This window comes from Hamadaea flava (assembly GCF_024172085.1).
Classification (GTDB): Bacteria; Actinomycetota; Actinomycetes; order Mycobacteriales; family Micromonosporaceae; genus Hamadaea; species Hamadaea flava.
Genome location: NZ_JAMZDZ010000001.1, coordinates 5,289,905 through 5,306,486, shown reverse-complemented (window position 1 = coordinate 5,306,486; position 16,582 = coordinate 5,289,905). Strand labels below are relative to the sequence as shown.

Annotated in this window: 16 protein-coding genes and 1 pseudogene; 8 read left to right on the top strand and 9 right to left on the bottom strand. The window is 70.0% G+C overall.

Going from position 1 to position 16,582, the window contains the following annotated elements:
- Positions 1–49: 49 nt before the first annotated feature.
- Positions 50–1,750, bottom strand: a complete 1,701-nt coding sequence (locus tag HDA40_RS25030) for an ABC-F family ATP-binding cassette domain-containing protein (RefSeq protein WP_253759969.1) — start codon at positions 1,748–1,750, stop codon at positions 50–52.
- A 109-nt stretch (positions 1,751–1,859) separates the two neighbouring features.
- Here HDA40_RS25030 and HDA40_RS25025 point away from each other — a divergent pair, with 109 nt between their 5' ends.
- A complete protein-coding gene (locus tag HDA40_RS25025; protein WP_253759967.1) occupies positions 1,860–3,092 on the top strand; it encodes a magnesium transporter MgtE N-terminal domain-containing protein in 1,233 nt (410 codons plus the stop codon).
- Positions 3,085–3,651 carry a DUF1003 domain-containing protein gene (locus tag HDA40_RS25020; RefSeq protein WP_253759958.1) on the top strand — a complete coding sequence of 189 codons (567 nt, stop codon included), beginning with the start codon at positions 3,085–3,087 and terminating at the stop codon, positions 3,649–3,651. Before HDA40_RS25025 ends, HDA40_RS25020 begins: the two co-directional genes overlap by 8 nt.
- A 128-nt stretch (positions 3,652–3,779) precedes the next feature.
- Here the strand turns inward: HDA40_RS25020 and HDA40_RS25015 are convergent.
- From HDA40_RS25015 to HDA40_RS25005, 3 genes and pseudogenes are all read right to left on the bottom strand, one after another.
- A pseudogene (locus HDA40_RS25015) lies at positions 3,780–3,965 on the bottom strand (hypothetical protein); the annotation flags it as partial.
- Between the two features lie 17 nt (positions 3,966–3,982).
- Entirely contained in the window at positions 3,983–4,777 is a 795-nt protein-coding gene (locus HDA40_RS25010; protein WP_253763797.1) for an enoyl-CoA hydratase/isomerase family protein, read from the bottom strand.
- Positions 4,774–5,571, bottom strand: coding sequence for a PaaX family transcriptional regulator (locus tag HDA40_RS25005; RefSeq protein ID WP_253759956.1), 798 nt, complete (start codon positions 5,569–5,571; stop codon positions 4,774–4,776). Before HDA40_RS25005 ends, HDA40_RS25010 begins: the two co-directional genes overlap by 4 nt.
- A gap of 203 nt (positions 5,572–5,774) precedes the next feature.
- Between HDA40_RS25005 and HDA40_RS25000 the strand changes: the two genes are divergently transcribed.
- Both HDA40_RS25000 and HDA40_RS24995 read left to right on the top strand, forming a co-directional pair.
- Positions 5,775–5,942, top strand: a complete 168-nt coding sequence (locus HDA40_RS25000) for a DUF3117 domain-containing protein (RefSeq protein ID WP_084556858.1) — start codon at positions 5,775–5,777, stop codon at positions 5,940–5,942.
- 136 nt (positions 5,943–6,078) lie between these two features.
- Entirely contained in the window at positions 6,079–7,491 is a 1,413-nt protein-coding gene (locus HDA40_RS24995; protein WP_253759954.1) for a leucyl aminopeptidase family protein, read from the top strand.
- A 143-nt stretch (positions 7,492–7,634) separates the two neighbouring features.
- On the opposite strand, the gene HDA40_RS24990 is transcribed toward HDA40_RS24995, so the two are convergent.
- The gene (locus tag HDA40_RS24990) at positions 7,635–8,201 is read right to left on the bottom strand and encodes an O-methyltransferase (protein WP_253763796.1); all 567 of its coding nucleotides are present in this window, start codon (positions 8,199–8,201) and stop codon (positions 7,635–7,637) included.
- 202 nt (positions 8,202–8,403) lie between these two features.
- On the opposite strand from HDA40_RS24990, the gene HDA40_RS24985 reads away from it, so the two are divergent.
- Together HDA40_RS24985 and HDA40_RS24980 are read left to right on the top strand one after the other, a co-directional pair.
- Positions 8,404–9,768: a S1C family serine protease gene (locus HDA40_RS24985; RefSeq protein ID WP_253759952.1), complete on the top strand. Its 1,365-nt coding sequence runs from the start codon at positions 8,404–8,406 to the stop codon at positions 9,766–9,768.
- An 88-nt stretch (positions 9,769–9,856) separates the two neighbouring features.
- A complete protein-coding gene (locus HDA40_RS24980; protein WP_253759950.1) occupies positions 9,857–10,312 on the top strand; it encodes a twin-arginine translocase TatA/TatE family subunit in 456 nt (151 codons plus the stop codon).
- 309 nt (positions 10,313–10,621) lie between these two features.
- Here HDA40_RS24980 and HDA40_RS24975 read toward each other — a convergent pair whose 3' ends face one another.
- The 4 genes from HDA40_RS24975 to HDA40_RS24960 form a co-directional block, all read right to left on the bottom strand.
- Positions 10,622–11,764 carry an Mrp/NBP35 family ATP-binding protein gene (locus tag HDA40_RS24975; RefSeq protein ID WP_253759948.1) on the bottom strand — a complete coding sequence of 381 codons (1,143 nt, stop codon included), beginning with the start codon at positions 11,762–11,764 and terminating at the stop codon, positions 10,622–10,624.
- Between the two features lie 70 nt (positions 11,765–11,834).
- Positions 11,835–12,323, bottom strand: coding sequence for an SRPBCC family protein (locus HDA40_RS24970; RefSeq protein ID WP_253759945.1), 489 nt, complete (start codon positions 12,321–12,323; stop codon positions 11,835–11,837).
- Positions 12,320–13,114, bottom strand: coding sequence for a DivIVA domain-containing protein (locus tag HDA40_RS42580; protein ID WP_372502949.1), 795 nt, complete (start codon positions 13,112–13,114; stop codon positions 12,320–12,322). Before HDA40_RS42580 ends, HDA40_RS24970 begins: the two co-directional genes overlap by 4 nt.
- Before the next feature lie 61 nt (positions 13,115–13,175).
- Positions 13,176–13,547, bottom strand: coding sequence for an NADH-quinone oxidoreductase subunit A (locus HDA40_RS24960; RefSeq protein ID WP_253759943.1), 372 nt, complete (start codon positions 13,545–13,547; stop codon positions 13,176–13,178).
- Between the two features lie 122 nt (positions 13,548–13,669).
- On the opposite strand from HDA40_RS24960, the gene HDA40_RS24955 reads away from it, so the two are divergent.
- Positions 13,670–15,514: a 2-oxoacid:acceptor oxidoreductase subunit alpha gene (locus HDA40_RS24955; protein WP_253759941.1), complete on the top strand. Its 1,845-nt coding sequence runs from the start codon at positions 13,670–13,672 to the stop codon at positions 15,512–15,514.
- Positions 15,507–16,535, top strand: a complete 1,029-nt coding sequence (locus HDA40_RS24950) for a 2-oxoacid:ferredoxin oxidoreductase subunit beta (RefSeq protein WP_253759939.1) — start codon at positions 15,507–15,509, stop codon at positions 16,533–16,535. The genes HDA40_RS24955 and HDA40_RS24950 overlap by 8 nt, the downstream gene beginning before the upstream one ends.
- Positions 16,536–16,582: the final 47 nt, after the last annotated feature.

Here is a 16,582-nt window from a genome sequence, read left to right as displayed (position 1 = left end):
AGGCGGCAGAATGTCCGTCGTTACAGCATGGCTGGCGCGATGATCACCGCTATCGGACGTCCCAGATAGGGGTGGGGGTTTCGACGACCTCGTTGTCACCCTGGAAGACGACGAACCGGTCGAAGGACTTCGCGAACCACCGGTCGTGCGTCACGGCGATCACCGTCCCCTCGAACTTCGCCAGACCCTCCTGCAACGCCTCCGCGCTGGCGAGGTCGAGGTTGTCGGTCGGCTCGTCGAGCAACAGCAGCGTCGCCCCGGACAGCTCCAGCAGCAGCACCAGGAATCGGGCCTGCTGCCCGCCCGACAGCGTGTCGAACTTCTGGTCGCCCTGCTTAGCCAGCTCGTACCGGTCCAAGGCCCGCATGGCCGCGTGCCGGTCCATTCCCTGGCGATGCTCGTCACCGCGCCACAAGATGTCCACGAGGGTACGCCCGAACAACTCCGGTCGATCGTGCGTCTGCGAGAAGTGCCCGGGTAGGACACGTGCACCGAGCCGAGCCACGCCGCCGTGGGCGACCGGGGCGTGCGTACCGCCGTCAACGCTCGTCGTGACGCCTTCGGTCCCGCCCCGGGCCAGCAGCCGCAGGAAGTGGGACTTGCCGGTGCCGTTCGCGCCCAGCACGGCGAGCCGGTCGCCGTACCAGAGTTCCAGATCGAACGGGAAGGTCAGGTTCTCCAGCTCCAGCTGCTCGCAGATGACCGCGCGCTTGCCGGTGCGGCCCCCGGAGAGCCGCATCTTGATCTCCTGGTCCTTCGGGGGCAGCGGCGGGGCGCCGGCCTCCTCGAACTTGCGCAGCCGGGTCATCGCCGACTGATAGCGCGAGGCCATGTCCGAGTTGTACGCCGCCTTCTGCTTGTACATCAGCATCAGCTGGCGGAGCTTCTCGTGCTCCTCGTCCCAGCGACGGCGGTCCTCCTCCATCTTCTCGTGCCGGGCGTACCGCGCGTCGTGCCAGCTCGCGAAGCCGCCGGGATGCACCCAGGCGGAGTTGCCCTCGACGGCCACGACCCGGTCGGCGGTCTGATTCAGCAGCTCCCGGTCGTGCGAGACGTAGAGCACGGACTTCTCCGACTCCCGGAGCCGCTTCTCCAACCAGCGCTTGGCCGGCACGTCGAGGAAGTTGTCCGGCTCGTCGAGCAGCAGGACCTCCTCCGGCCCTCGGAGCAGCAGTTCGAGGGCGAACCGCTTCTGCTGGCCGCCGCTGAGCGTACGCACCGGGCGGTCCCGGGTGCGGTCCCACGGAAGGTCCAGCACGAGGGTGCTGACCGTGTCGGCGAGCACCTCGAACTCGTACCCGCCCGACTCGCCCCAGGCGGTCAGCGCGTCGGCGTACCGGAGTTGGGCCTGCTCGGCGGAGCGACTGAAGCGGCCCCGCGACTCGGCGGACGCCAGCTCCCGTTCCGCTTTCGCCAGGCGTTCGCCCGCGTCGCGGACGAGGGGCGGGGCGAGCGAGAGGGCCAGCTCGGCGAGGACGGTGTCGTCGCCGAGCGCGCCACCGGCCGCGCGGCCGTGGCCGAGCATGCCGATGAACTGCCGCATGATGCCCAGCCCGCCGAATCGGCTGACCACACCGGTCTTCACCGGCAGGTCGCCCGCCACCATCCGCAGCAGCGTCGTCTTGCCGGCACCGTTCGGCCCGACCAGGGCCACCTTGGCGCCCTCGCCGACCCGGAACGAGACGTCGGAGAACAGCACCCGGCCGTCCGGCAGGGTGTGCGCGACACCGGCCACATCCACGTATCCCACGGCGGGCAATCCTGCCTGATCAGGGCCTTCACCCGCACGTGCATTTCCTCATGGGTCCGGGGCGGGGATCTTGTGCGTAACGCGCCGGGAGTCCGATTAGGCTGTTGAGGTGGCCACGACGACCAGGGTTTACGTCGCCCGGCTCGCCGGCCTCGCCGTCTTCGATCCGAACGGCGACCTGGTGGGTCGGGTACGCGACGCCGTGGCCCGGGTCACCTCACAGCCGCCCCGGGTCGTCGGCATCGTCGCCGAGATGCCCATGCGCCGGCGGATCTTCCTGCCCATCGGGCGGGTGACCTCGATCGACAACGAGAGCGTCATGCTCAACACCGGCACCCTCAACCTGCGCCGGTTCGAGAAGCGGCCTGGCGAGATGCTGGTCCTGGAGGAGCTGCTGGACCGCCGGGTCACCATCGCGGACCGGGACAAGCCGGCGACCGTCCTCGACGTCGCGATGGAACCGGACCGGACCGGCGAGTGGAAGCTCACCCGGCTCGCCGTACGCGAGGTGACCGGCCGGTTGAGCCGGCGCGGTCAGATCCATCAGGTGGAGTGGGACGAGGTGCAGGGGCTGCTGACCCCGGTGGCCGAGCAGGGCACGGAGTCGCTGCTGGCGGTGCTGGAGAAGATGCGCCCGGCCGACCTCGCCCACGCCTTGCAGGAGATGCCCGATCCCCGGCGGAACGAGGTCGCCAAGGCGCTGGACGACGAGCGCCTCGCCGACGTCATCGCCGAGCTCCCCGAACAGGACCAGGTCGAGATCATCGCGCTGCTCGACCGGGAACGCGCCGCCGACGTGCTGGAGGAGATGGACCCGGACGACGCCGCCGACCTGCTGGCCGAGCTGCCCCAGGTCGAGCAGCAGGTGCTGTTGGACCTCATGGAGCCGGACGAGTCGGCGTCCGTGCGCGCCCTCATGATCTACGCCGAGGGCACCGCCGGTTCCGTGATGACCTCCGAGCCGGTGGTCCTCACCCCGGACGCGACCGTGGCGGAGGCCCTGGCCCGCGTACGCGAGCCGCAGGTCTCCCCGGCCGTCGCGGCGCAGGTCTTCGTCGCCCGGGCGCCGATGGCCACGCCGACCGGCCGCTACCTGGGGATGGTGCACTTCCAGCGGCTGCTCCGGGAGCCGCCGGCCGCCATGCTGGGCGGCATCGTCGACAACGACATCGACCCGCTGGAGCCGGAGTCGACGCTGGCCGACATCACCCGGCGGATGGCGACGTACAACCTGGTCGCGATGCCTGTCGTGGACGCCGGTGACCGGCTGCTCGGCGCGGTCACCGTCGACGACCTGCTCGACCACCTGCTGCCGGAAGACTGGCGAGAGCGTCATGGCTGAGCGGCGGCGGCTGGACCAGCCGCGCGAACCGGGCCGAGTGCACATTCCGCGCTTCGACCCGGAGGCGTTCGGCCGCTGGTCGGAGGCGATCGCCCGGTTCATGGGCACGGCGCAGTTCCTGGTCTGGATGACCGTGGTGATCGCGCTGTGGATCCTGTGGAACACGCTGGCCCCGGCCGGCCTGCGGTTCGACCCCTACACGTTCACCTTCCTGACCCTGATCCTGTCCCTCCAGGCCTCGTACGCCGCGCCGCTCATCCTGCTCGCGCAGAATCGCCAGGCCGACCGCGACCGGGTGTCGCTAGAACAGGACCGGCAGCGGGCGGCGGCGCAGAAGGCCGACACGGAGTACCTGGCTCGGGAGATCGCGGCGCTGCGGATCGCGGTCGGCGAGGTGGCGACCCGGGACTTCCTCCGCTCGGAGCTGTCGCGGCTGGCCGAGGAGCTGGACGAGGCGGCGCATCGCCGGACTCAGCTGGAGCGCAAGCACCATCAGAAGGAGCTGCGGTCGACCCGCCGCGAGGGCTTCGACGACGAGTGGGACACCGACCGCTCCTAGCATCGGCCAGTCCCGCACCCATATGGGCTCTGAGCAGGGAAAAGCCGCGCGCCTCAAGGGGCATGGCGCGCGGCCGAAGAGTTACCTCATATCGATGATTGCACGTCCAGCAAGGCCCGTCCAGACCGTCAGTCGTCCTCTTCCGGGTCGAGATTGACGACCTCGCCGGCGACGAAGGGGATCATGGCAAGTTCGTCACCGACCGGCGACACGTAAGCCGGCAGCTCGGCGGAGCCGAGTTCGCCCACGTAACGCCAGTATTCGCCGACCGCCTCCGCCGCCGAGTCGGCCTCGATCGGCAGCGCCACGTTCACCAGCCAGGACTTCTTGCTCACGCCCCACTATAGGCAGGCGGCCGCTTCTCGACGAAGGCGAAGGTTCCCTCGCGATGATCAGCGGTAGAACCGCAATCGGCCTGCGCCTCCGCCTCGACCGCCAGCGCCTGGGCGAGCGATCCGGCCGCGCCCTCGACCAGTTCCCGCTTGATCGCCGCGTACGCCCGAGTCGGCCCCTCGGCGAGCTGGGCGGCCAACTCCTGGGCAGCCGGGAGGACGGCTTCGTCGTCGTCGACAAGTCGCGTCAGCAACCCGAGTTCGAGGGCGACGCCGGCGCGTACCGGCTTGGCGAGCATGAGCAGCTCGACCGCCTTCGCGTGGCCGACCAGCCGCGGCAGTATCCAGGACGCCCCGGTGTCGCCGGCCAGGCCGACCTTGGCGAAGGCCATCAGCAGGCTCGTCGACGGGCCGCCGATCCGGAAGTCCGAGAGCAGCGCCAACGACGCGCCCGCTCCGGCGGCCGCACCGCGTACGGCGGCGATCACGGGCACCGGCAGGGTGGCGAGGGTGAGCGCGATCGGGTTGTAGTGCTCGGCGACCGTCCTCAGGGGAGTCTCATCGCCGTTTCGCAAAAAACCGACATGCTCGCGTAGATCCTGGCCGACGCAGAACGCCCGGGTCCCTGCGCCGGTCAGCACCACCGCGCGTACCGACGCGTCCGTGGCCAGCGACGCGAGGGTGTCCCGGAGGGCCTCCTTCAACGGCACGTCCAGCGCGTTCATCGCGTCCGGGCGGTTCATCGTCAACGTCACGACACCGGCGGCGCGGTCGACGAGCAGCGGATCCATCAGGGTCTCCCATCACTCAGGCAGGTGGTCACGTAGCGGTCGGCCGCAGGCCGCAGCCGGGCGGCGTGGCGGTCGAAGAAGGCGGCCGCCGTCGTCCCCGCCCAGCCGTCGGGCAACAGGGCCAAGGGCAGCTGCGGATCGGAGAACAGGAAACCACGCCAGGCGTGCACCAGCTGGAACCGGGCGGCGTACGCCTGCTCGTCCGGTGTCCGGGCGCTGACGGCGGTGACGACCGGACGGAGGTCGTCGACGAACGTCTCGTACTCGGCGGCGATCTCGGCGAGGTCCCAGGCTCGGCGGACGAGCGCCATCGCGCCGGGCACACCGCCGGAATGGCTCGCCGAGAACCGCTCGAAGGTCACCTCGGCGTCCTGGAGCAGCGCTTCGATCTCGGGGGACGGACGAGCAGCCACCCAGGCCCCGTCGCCGAGGCGCGCGTACCCGAGGAAGGACAATGCGGACAGTAGCCGCTCCCGGGGCCGCCGATCCGCGGGCAGGGCGACGGTGATCAGGTCGAACCGGCCGTCCCAGCCGGCGCGGCTGGTCCGGTAGATGCGCGCGGCCGCCGCGTCGAGGCGGCGCTCGGCCCGCGCGGTCAGCTGATAGCCGGGACCGGCGGGGGTGCGTGTCGCGGCGAGCCAGCCTTGGCGCACCATACGGGAGACAGCGGTACGCACCGCGGGCGCGGCGATCCCGACCGGAGCCAGCAACCGGACGAGGGCGGCCACCGGCGCGCGACCACCCCGGGATCGGAGGTGGTCGCCGTAGAGATCGAAGAGCGCCGACCGGGCCTGCATAGCCGCAAATTGTTACACTTTGTGGCCCTTTTGGCTAGCAATTGTCACATCGATGGCGGCCCGGTTTGGGCTTCGTGGCAGCCATCAGGGAAAATCATTGGTCGGGACCACGCACCGGTCCACCCATCCGGTGCGTTCCTGGACTGCTGACGCGCGGCGGGGAGACCCGCTGCCCCTGGTGGGAAGTCTGAGGGGAGACAAAGATGGCGGCGATGAAGCCGCGGACGGGCGACGGTCCGCTGGAGGTCACCAAAGAGGGCCGGGGCATCGTCATGCGGGTGCCGCTGGAGGGCGGCGGACGCCTGGTGGTCGAAATGACCCCAGACGAGGCCACTCGCCTCGGCGAGGCCCTGAAGGAGGCCGTGGGCTGAGGCGCCGCCTTCCCGGCGCGTCTTCGGGCCTGGCCCACCGGCGGATCGACTCGACAAACGAATACAGAACGCGCTGCTGCGACGGTTGGCCGACCGATGCGGCAGCGCGTTCGCGTTCTCGACTAGGGTGGGCTCCATGCTCGACTTCCGGCTCGCCGCGGCGCCCCCTGAAGAAGCGACGGTCGTCGCTCTCCCCGTTCCGGCCGCCGATCGGCGCTGGGACATTCCGGAGGCCGAAGCGTTCCTGACCCAGGCCGAGCACACCGGCGAGGCCGGCCGGGTCGAACGACTCGTTCGTCCGCTGTCGACACCCTCGACCGTTTTCTTCGCGGGGATCGGAACCGGCGACGAGGCGGGCTGGCGAGCGGCGGGGGCCGAAATCGTCCGGTCGGCGACCAAAGCGACGTCCATCACAGTGGACCTCACCTCGGCGGCCGATCAGATCGCCGCTACCAGGGGTTTCGTCGAGGGCACCGGGCTGGCCGCATACCACGCCAACCCGGCCAAGCGGCCGCCGCTGGCTGAGGTGACCCTGCTCGTCGAGGACCCGGCCGCCGCGGCCGAGGCGCTCCGGCAGGGCCTGGCCGTCGTCGAGCGCACCTCGTTCGCCCGGACGCTGACCAACACGCCGTCGTCGACCAAGGACCCGGCGTGGTTCGTGGACCAGGTCAGCGCGGCCGCCGCCCAGGCCGGCGTCGGCGTCGAGATCTGGGACGTCGACCGGCTGCGCGACGAGGGCTTCAACGGCATCCTCGCGGTCGGCGGCGGGTCCACGCGCGGTCCACGCATGCTCCAGCTCGACTACGCGCCGGACAGCGCGACGCACCACATCGTCCTCGTGGGCAAGGGCATCACCTTCGACACCGGCGGCATCGACATCAAGCCGGCCGAGGCCATGCTGCTCATGCGCAAGGACATGGGCGGGGCGGCCGCCGTCGCCGGCGCGGTCCTCGCGGCAGCCGATCTTCAGCTACCGGTACGCGTGACGGCGCTGACTCCGTTGGCGGAGAACATGGTCTCCGGATCCGCCTGGCGGCCCGGCGACGTGATCGAGCACTACGGTGGGCTGACCACCGAGGTCCGCAGCACCGACGCCGAAGGCCGCATCGTCCTCGCCGACGCCCTCGCGTACGCCGTCGAGCAGTACTCGCCCGACTATCTCATCGACGTGGCGACCCTGACCGGCGCCAACCGGGTCGCCCTCGGCCGCCGCATCGGCGCCCTCATGGCCGACGACGACGACCTCGCGGACGCGCTGCTCGCCGCGGCCGGACGCGCGGGCGAAGGACTCTGGCGACTGCCGCTCCACGGCGACTACGTCTCGATGGTGACCAGCGAGATCGCCGACCTCTACAACCACTCCGACGGCGGCGCCGGGACCATCACGGCCGGGCTCTTCCTCCGGGAGTTCGCCGGCAAGCAGCGCGGCCGCTGGGCGCACATCGACATGTCCTCGCCGTCCTGGGCCGACGAGCCGGAGCGCGAACTCGCCAAGGGTGCCACCGGCTGGGGCGTACGCACCCTGCTGCGCTTCCTCCAGTCCCTCTGACCCGTTGTCTCCGCGCGCCACGCCCCCCGTTGTCTCCGCGCGATCATGAACTATCGGTCGTGATCAGGCTGGAGTCGTGTGGGTGGGCGGGTGGTGGTGTCGTTTCGCCCGACCCTGATCAACTCCCGGGCTTGATGATCGACTCAGCGGCGTACGGCGGCCAGGAGGCCGTCCGGCGTCGGCAGCAGGGCCGGCAGCCACGTGTCGGAGCGGTCCCGGACCGTCTCGGCCAGCTCGAAACCGCAGCCCACGACGGCCACCACACCGCCCGGGCGCAGCAGCCGGGCCGCCCCGATCACCCCGGCGTCGTGCTCGGCCGGATCGCCGTCGATGACCATGAGGTCGTACCCGCCGTCGGTCAACCGGGGCAGGACGTCCAGCGCCCGGCCCGCGATGACGCGGCTGCGGGAGGAGGCGTACCCGGCTTCGAGGAAGACCCGCCGGGCGAAGCGCTGATGCTCGGCGTCGGTGTCGATTGTGGTCAGCACGCCGTCCGGTCGCATGCCGCGCAGCAGCCACAGTCCACTCACCCCGGTGCCGGTGCCGATCTCGATGACGGCCCGTGCGTTGACCATCGCGGCGAACAGCCGCAACGCCGCGCCGGTGGAGGCGGCGATCGGGGCCAGACCCAGCTCGTGGGCGAGCGTCCGAGCGGTCTGCAGGACGACGTCCTCGGCGAGATAGCCGTCAGCGCCGCGCCCGCCCGCCATCGACGGCCCGAGCTGCCTTGACAATTCGTCCTCCCGATTTCCCCTGTGGATAGTAGTGGGAGATCGTTGATCAGGCTCCTCGAGGCAAGCCGGGGAGGCTCTCGGCCGAGCCGCCAGGAGTGCAGTCAGCGATCAGGACAAGCCGGATCTGGATCTCGCGAAAAATCATCATGAACTACTCATCCATGACATTCTGAGACTCGTGACCGACGGCTGGAACTGGCGCCAGCCCGACGATGACGACCCCGCCGCACGCGCCGCTGCCAGCGCCGATCCGGGGTCGCCGACCGAGGGCCGCAACGATGACGGAATGTGGGCGGACCAGGCTTGGTCCGACCCTCAGACGAGCGCGACGTGGACGACTCCCCCGGTACGCCCGGCCGAACCGGCCGCCGGCCACTGGTGGAGCAACGCCGACTCCGATCCGTGGCGGGATCCGTCCGCCCCCGTGACCTTGACCGTTCCCGGGCACCCCGATGCACCTTCCACCGACCACGTCACCGACGGCGGCTGGTTCACTCGGCGTACCGCCTGGATTGCGGCTTTGGTGGTCGCGGCCGCGCTCGTGGCCGGCGTGATGGGCGGCGCGCTCGGCGTGGGGTTCGCGACCGCGGCCCGGCGCCCGACCGCGGCCTTGAGCAGCTCGAACCGGCCCGTCGCGGCACTGGCCCAGCGCCCGCCGCAGTCGTTCGCGGCGATCGCGGCCCGGGTGCTGCCGAGCGTCGTGACGGTACGCGCACAGATCCCCGGTGGAACCGCGCTGGGCTCGGGATTCGCCGTGGGTGACGGGACTTATGTGATCACCAACGACCACGTCGTCTCGGGCGGATCGAGCCTGTCGGTCGTGCTCAACGACGGCAGTTCCACCGCCGCGCGGCTGCTCGGCTCCGACCCGGAGTCGGACGTCGCGGTCCTCCGCGTGCCGAAGAGCAGCCTGGAGCCGCTTGAGATCGGCGACTCGACAACCGTGCAGGTCGGTGACCCGGTGCTCGCGGTCGGTTCGCCGCTGGCCCTGCCGGGCACCGTCACCTCCGGCATCGTCAGCGCGGTCGACCGACTGCTCGCCGCCGGCGACCCGACGCTGACCAGGTATTACGCCGCCATCCAGACCGATGCCGCGATCAACCACGGCAACTCCGGCGGTCCGCTGCTCGACGGGGCCGGCCAGGTCGTCGGCATCAACTCCGTGATCAAGTCCATGGCGAGCAGCGACGACTCGGCCGGGAACATCGGACTGGCCTTCGCCATCCCGATCAACCAGGCCAAGCGCATCGCGGAGGAGATCATCGCCACCGGCAAGGCCCGGCGCACCGTCATCGGGGCACGGCTCGACGACGCCTTCCGGGGCGTACGCGTGGCGCAGGTCGACCCGGCCGGACCGGCCTCCGATGCCGGGCTGAAGGACGGCGACGTGATCATCTCCCTGGACGGGCACGTCGTGGGCGAACCGGTGGAATTGATCGCACTCGTCCGCAAATATCCACCCGGATCGGCGGTCACCGTACGCTACCAGCGTGGATCTGAACGCAAAGACGTGACGGTTACGCTCGCCGCCGACGCGAAGTAGGCTCGCCGATAGCGCTTCGGGGTGACTACCCTAGGGCGCGGTGCCCCCGGCCGCGGTGGCACATGCGGCCGCGAGAGAGGCGACGAGGGTGTTCGAGAACCTGGATGCGTGGGAGGTCCTGGTCATCCTCCTGCTCGCGTTGATCGTCTTCGGCGAGAAGCTGCCGAACGTCATCGCTGACGGCGTACGCATGCTGCGCAACCTGCGGAACATGGCCCGCAACGCGACCGGCGACCTCAGCAAGGAACTCGGCACCGACATCAGCCTCGAGGACCTGAACCCGAAGACCTTCCTCCGCAAGCACATCCTGAGCGAGGAGGAGGAGGCCAACCTTCGCAAGCCGCTGGAGGGCCTGCTCAACGACGTGAAGCGGGACGTTCAGGGCATCGGGGACGAAATCAAGTCCACCGCGTCGAGCCTCGATCACCGTACGCCGATCCAGTCCGGCGACTCGGCCGGCTCCTCCGCGTCCGGCTCTGGCTCGGGCTCCGGCCCGGGTGAGGGCGGCGGTTCCGCTCCCAACCGCTTCGCCGACGCCACCTGACGCCCTGGCCGGCGCTTTCCGTTCGCGGCCCTGGGCCGCTCGGCGCGACGCCCCGCCTCGCCCGCCCTGCCCCGTCAGGCTCGCGGCGCGACCGCCTCGCCTGCCAACTCTCGGCGCGATCATGAACTTATGTGCGTGATCGACCGGCGTGTCGTGTCCGCCAGACCCTGATCGACCCCAGAACTCCCTGATCAACTGGGAAGGCCCGCGCAAGGCGGCGAACCCGCGAACCCGAGACAGCCCCGGCCGAAACCGGGGCTCGTCTCCGTCAGCGGAATTCCGCCAGCGGAAACACGCTGGCGGAATGGGTCAGCGGCGCGCCGGGCTCAGTCCGAGCGGCTTGCCGAGCAGGGACTCCTTGCGTACGGAGAGGCGGTCAGCCACGGCCTGCAGAGCAGCTGCGGCCGGCGCGTCCGGAGCGGCCAGCACGACCGGGTTGCCCTCGTCTCCGCCCTCCCGGACCCGGGTGTCGAGCGGGATCTGGCCCAGCAGCGGCACGGCCGCCCCGATGAGCTGGGTGAGCGAGTCGGCCACCGTCTGACCGCCGCCCGCGCCGAACAGCTCCATCCGTTCGCCGGTCGGCAGCTCCAGGTAAGACATGTTCTCGACGACGCCGACGACACGCTGATGCGTCTGGAGCGCGATCGCCCCGGCCCGCTCCGCGACCTCGGCGGCGGCCTGCTGCGGCGTGGTCACGACGAGGATCTCGGCGTTCGGCAGCAACTGAGCCAGCGAGATCGCGACGTCACCGGTGCCCGGCGGCAGGTCGAGCAGCAGGATGTCCAGGTCGCCCCAGTAGACGTCGGCCAGGAACTGCTGCAACGCCCGGTGCAGCATCGGCCCCCGCCAGACGACGGCGGCGTTGCCGGCCGTGAACATGCCGATCGAGATGACCTTCACGCCGTGCGCCTGCGGCGGCATGATCATGTCCTCGACCTGCGTCGGGCGGCCGTCGGCACCGAGCATGCGCGGCACGGAATGGCCGTAGATGTCAGCGTCGATCACGCCGACGCTCAGCCCCTTGGCGGCCAGCGCCGCAGCCAGGTTCACCGTCACGCTGGACTTGCCGACGCCGCCCTTGCCGGAGGCGACGGCGTACACACGGGTCCGGGAGCCGGGCTGCGCGAACGGGATCACCGGCTCGGCCGCGCCCGGTCCGCGCAGCGACTTCTGCAGATTCTGCCGCTGCTCGGTCGACATCACGCCGAACGCGATCTGCACCGAATCGATGCCGGGAACCCCCGTCACCGCCGCGGTGATGTCTTCGCGCAGCTTGTCGCGCAGCGGGCAACCCGCCACGGTGAGCAGAATGCCGATCGACGCGGTCGAACCGTCGACGGCTACGGACTCCACCATGCCCAGATCGGTGATCGGGCGGCGGATCTCGGGGTCGTTGACGGTGGCCAGAGCAGCATTGATCGCATCGGCGAGCGTCGTGGCAGGCGCGGACATGGGTCCCATGCTACGTCTGGGGACCGCGCCTACCGAGCGTGCCACCACGCGGTGTGACAGATCACCTGGCTCAGGGGAGGGAGCCGGCTTCGACGAGGCGGGCGAACTTGCGGAGCGCCCGTTTGAAGCCGAACTTGGATCCGGGCCAGAGCAGCGGCCACACTGCCTTGCCGACGACTCCGCCGGGGAGCTGGAACCACTCGTGCCAGACGACTTGCGTACGGTCGCCGGCCATCGGGGTGCAGCGCAGGACGCCTGGTCCGCGCAGGATCTTGCCGCAGTGCATGACTCGCAGCTCGTAGGGCGGGTCGACCTTCTCCACCCGCATCTCGTCCTTGATCACCGCCGGTCCGGCCTGAGTGATCGCCTGGATCAGGCTGCCTTCGCCGCCGTCGCCCTCGACGACGCGGACGGTGGTGAACGGGATCCAGTCGCCTTGCCGTTCCCAGGCGAGGAACGCGGCGAAGACTCGTTCGGCCGGAGCATCGACGATGACGGTCGCGGTGACTTCACCGGTGCCCGGTTCGCCGGGCGTCGGCGGCTGAACCTCCGAGGTCACCCTCGGGTCACCACCCGATCGGCGGCGTCGGAGTCCGAGTCGGCCGGCTTGTCGTCGTTCTTCTCCTCGGCCACCGGCGCGTCGGTCGGGTGGTCGGCCTCGTCGCCCTTCGCCTTGTCCGAGGCCGAAGATGAAGCCGAGGTCGAAGATGAAGCCGAGGTCGCGGCTGCTGCGGAGTCCTCTGCGCTCGGGTCGGGCTCGGCCTCCGCCGAAGGCTTCTCGTCGGACGCCGCCGGCCAGGGCGCGAACGGGCCGTCGGGCACCTCGTCGAAGTCGATCTCCGGCTGCGTCTGCTGGGCTTCCTCGGCCTTGTCGGTCTTGCCCGCCTTGCCGGCCTCATCGGCCGGCTGGTCCGCGGGCTCGTCGACCGACGGGCCGCTCTCGGTCACCGTGCCGTCGATCAGCTCGGGCTCCGGGTAGGGCTCCGGCTCGCTCGACGCGGCCAGGCGCGCGGCCCGCAAGGCGTCGGCGTCCTCGACCCGGCCGTCGCGCAGCGCCTCGACCTCCGCCGCCAGGACATTGATCAGCTCGTCCTTATAACCGATGTCGTACGCCACCCGCTTGAGCGCGCGGTCGACCTGATCCATCCGGTATCCGCGGAGCGCCACATCGAATGTCACCTTCGTGACATCTTGCTCGACGAGCGGGCGGCTGCCGGGCAGTGGCCGCCCGCGTCCGTCCGGCTCCACTCCGGCCATTCCGGGGTCACCCCCGCTGACCAGCACCATCACGCCGAAGACGACGGCGCCCACGGTGAGTGCGACGACAAGCAGAAGCAGGACTTGAGCCATGCCTGCGATCGTGGCACGAACCCGGGGCAGAAAGCGACCCTGCCACCCGAATTCTCAGGTGTCACTCCCATACCAGAACACGCTTGCGCCACGCGTACAGCAGACCGAGTGCAAGCACCGCCACGAAGATGGCCATCTCGAGCACCGTGGTGAGTCCTTGCCGCAGATAGACCACGGCCCAGGGGAACAGGAAGACGGCTTCGACCGCGAACAGCAGGTAGAGGTACGCGTACAGGTAATAGCGGATGTGCACCTGCGCCCAGCCGCCGCCGACCGGGTCGAGTCCGCATTCGTACGTGTCGAACTTTCCGGCACCGTTCGCCGGGTTTGCCGGGCGAAGCAGCCGATTCGCCCCGAAGGCGACCACGAAGAAGACGACCGCCACCGCGACCAGCAGTCCCAGGGTCGCGTACGAGCCGAGGTAGCCATCCACGTGCGCAGCATAACGCCAGTGTCCACAGGGTGGGCCTGGCGGACCGGCCCATGAAGTGACAGCGTGGTAACCGACGTACTCTTTCACCGTAACGAGACGACCCGTCCGGTAGGAGGACGCAGGTGGCCAAGGAGACGCAGCAGCTTGATCGCGTCGTGATCCGGTTCGCCGGTGACTCGGGCGACGGCATGCAGTTGACCGGCGACAGATTCACCTCGGAAACCGCGCAGCTCGGCAACGACATCTCGACGTTGCCCAACTTCCCCGCGGAGATCCGGGCGCCCGCCGGCACGCTGCCCGGTGTCTCCAGCTTCCAGGTGCACTTCGCCGACTTCGACATCCTCACCCCGGGTGACGCGCCGAACGTGCTGGTCGCGATGAACCCGGCGGCGTTGAAGGCCAACCTGGGCGATCTGCCCCGGGGCGCGACGATCATCGTCAACACCGACGAGTTCACCAAGCGCAACCTGCAGAAGGTCGGCTACGACGCGTCGCCGATCGACGACGGGTCGCTGGCGTCGTACCACGTGCATCCGGTCGCACTCACCAGCATGACGGTCGGCGCCCTCGCGGATCATCCGATCAGCAAGAAGGACGCCGAGCGGGCCAAGAACATGTTCGCCCTCGGCATGCTCAGCTGGCTCTACTCCCGGCCGCACGAGTCGACGCTGACGTTCCTGCGCAAGAAGTTCGCCTCCCGGCCGGAGCTGGTCGCCGCGAACATCGCCGCGTTCGAGGCGGGCTGGTCGTTCGGCGAGACCACCGAGGCGTTCGCGGTCCGCTACGAGGTCAAGCCCGCGAAGATGCACGCCGGGCGGTACCGGAACATCACCGGCAACACCGCTCTCGCGTTGGGCATCGTCGCCGCCGGCGTACGCGCGAAGCTGCCGGTGGTGCTGGGGGCGTACCCGATCACGCCGGCCTCGGACATCTTGCACGAGCTGAGCAAGCACAAGAAGTTCGGCGTGACCACGGTGCAGGCCGAGGACGAGATCGCGGCGGCCGGCATCGCGCTCGGCGCGTCCTACGGCGGTGCGCTGGGCGTCACCTCGACGAGTGGTCCTGGCGTCGCCCTCAAGAGCGAGACGATCTCCCTGGGTCTGATGCTGGAGCTGCCGCTGGTCGTCATCGACGTGCAGCGGGCCGGGCCGTCGACCGGCATGCCGACCAAGACCGAGCAGGCCGACCTCAACATGGCGCTCCACGGGCGGCACGGCGAGGCGCCGGTGGCCGTGATCGCGCCGCGCTCTCCCGCCGACTGCTTCGACGCGGCGCTGGAGGCGTGCCGGATCGCGCTGACCTATCGGACTCCGGTGCTGCTGCTGTCCGACGGCTACATCGCCAACGGTTCCGAGCCGTGGCTGCTGCCGGACGTCGCGAGCCTGCCCGACCTGCAGGTGGAGTTCGCCAGCCGGCCGAACGGCGAGGACGGCAAGTTCCTGCCCTACCTCCGCGACCCGCAGACGCTCGCCCGCCCGTGGGCCATCCCCGGTACGCCGGGCCTGGAGCACCGCATCGGCGGCCTGGAGAAGCGCGACATCACCGGGGACATCTCCTACGACCCGGAGAACCACGACTTCATGGTGCGTACGCGAGCCGCCCGGATCGAGGCGATCGAGGTGCCGGACCTGACCGTGGAGGACCCCTCCGGTCAGGCGAAGGTGCTCGTGCTCGGCTGGGGTTCGACGTTCGGCCCGATCGGCGCCGCCTGCCGGGATCTCCGGCAACGCGGGCTGGCCGTCGCGCAGGCGCACCTGCGGCACCTCAACCCGATGCCGGGCAACCTCGGCGAGGTGCTCAAGGCGTACGACCGGGTCGTCATCCCCGAGATGAACCTGGGCCAGCTGGCTCAGGTGATCCGGGGTCGTTACCTGATCGACGTGGTCGCGTACAACCAGGTCCGCGGGCTGCCGTTCACGTCCGCCGAGCTGGCCTCGATGCTGGAGGAGGTCGTCAAGAATGTCTAGCGTCCCGGTGCAGTTGACCGCCAAGGACTTCAAGTCCGACCAGGAGGTGCGCTGGTGCCCGGGGTGCGGTGACTACGCCATCCTCGCGGCCATGCAGGGCTTCCTGCCGGAGCTGGGCATCCCGCGGGAGCGGACCGTGTTCGTCTCCGGCATCGGCTGCTCGTCGCGCTTCCCGTACTACCTGAACACCTATGGCATGCACTCGATCCACGGGCGGGCCCCGGCGATCGCGACCGGCCTGTCGGTGTCGCGCCCGGACCTGAGCGTCTGGGTCGTGACGGGTGACGGCGACGCGCTCTCGATCGGCGGCAACCACCTGATCCACGCGTTGCGCCGCAACGTCAACCTGAAGATCCTGCTGTTCAACAACCGGATCTACGGCCTGACGAAGGGGCAGTACTCGCCCACCTCCGAGGTCGGCAAGATCACGAAGTCGACGCCGTTCGGTTCGGCCGACGCGCCGTTCAACCCGATCTCGCTCGCGCTCGGGGCGGAGGCGACGTTCGTCGCGCGGACGATCGACTCCGACCGGAAGCACCTGCAGTCGGTGTTGCGCGCCGCGGCCGAGCACAACGGGTCCGCGTTCGTCGAGATCTACCAGAACTGCAACATCTTCAACGATGGCGCTTTCGACGTGCTCAAGTCGCCGGATACGCGCGACGACTTCGTGATGCCGCTGGTGCACGGTCAGCCGATCACGTTCGGCAAGGATCGGGAGTGGTGCGTTGTGCACCCGCCCGGCGCCTTCGGCCTCGAAGTCCGGCGTACGTCCGAAGTGGACGAGACGGAGATCGTGGTGCACGACGCCACGGTGGCCGAGCCGGCGTACGCGTTCGCGCTGTCCCGGCTGCCCGGGTTGGACCTGCGGCACACCCCGATCGGCGTCTTCCGCTCGGTCGACCGCCCGACCTACGACGAGGTCGTCGTCGGGCAGGTCGCGGCCGCGCAGGCGAAGGCCGAGGGTACGCCCGAGGACCAACTCTCGGCGCTGCTCAACGCCGGCGACACCTGGACCATCTGACCGTTAGCTGCAGATCACGGTTACGCAGGCCAAACCCGCCTCGGGAA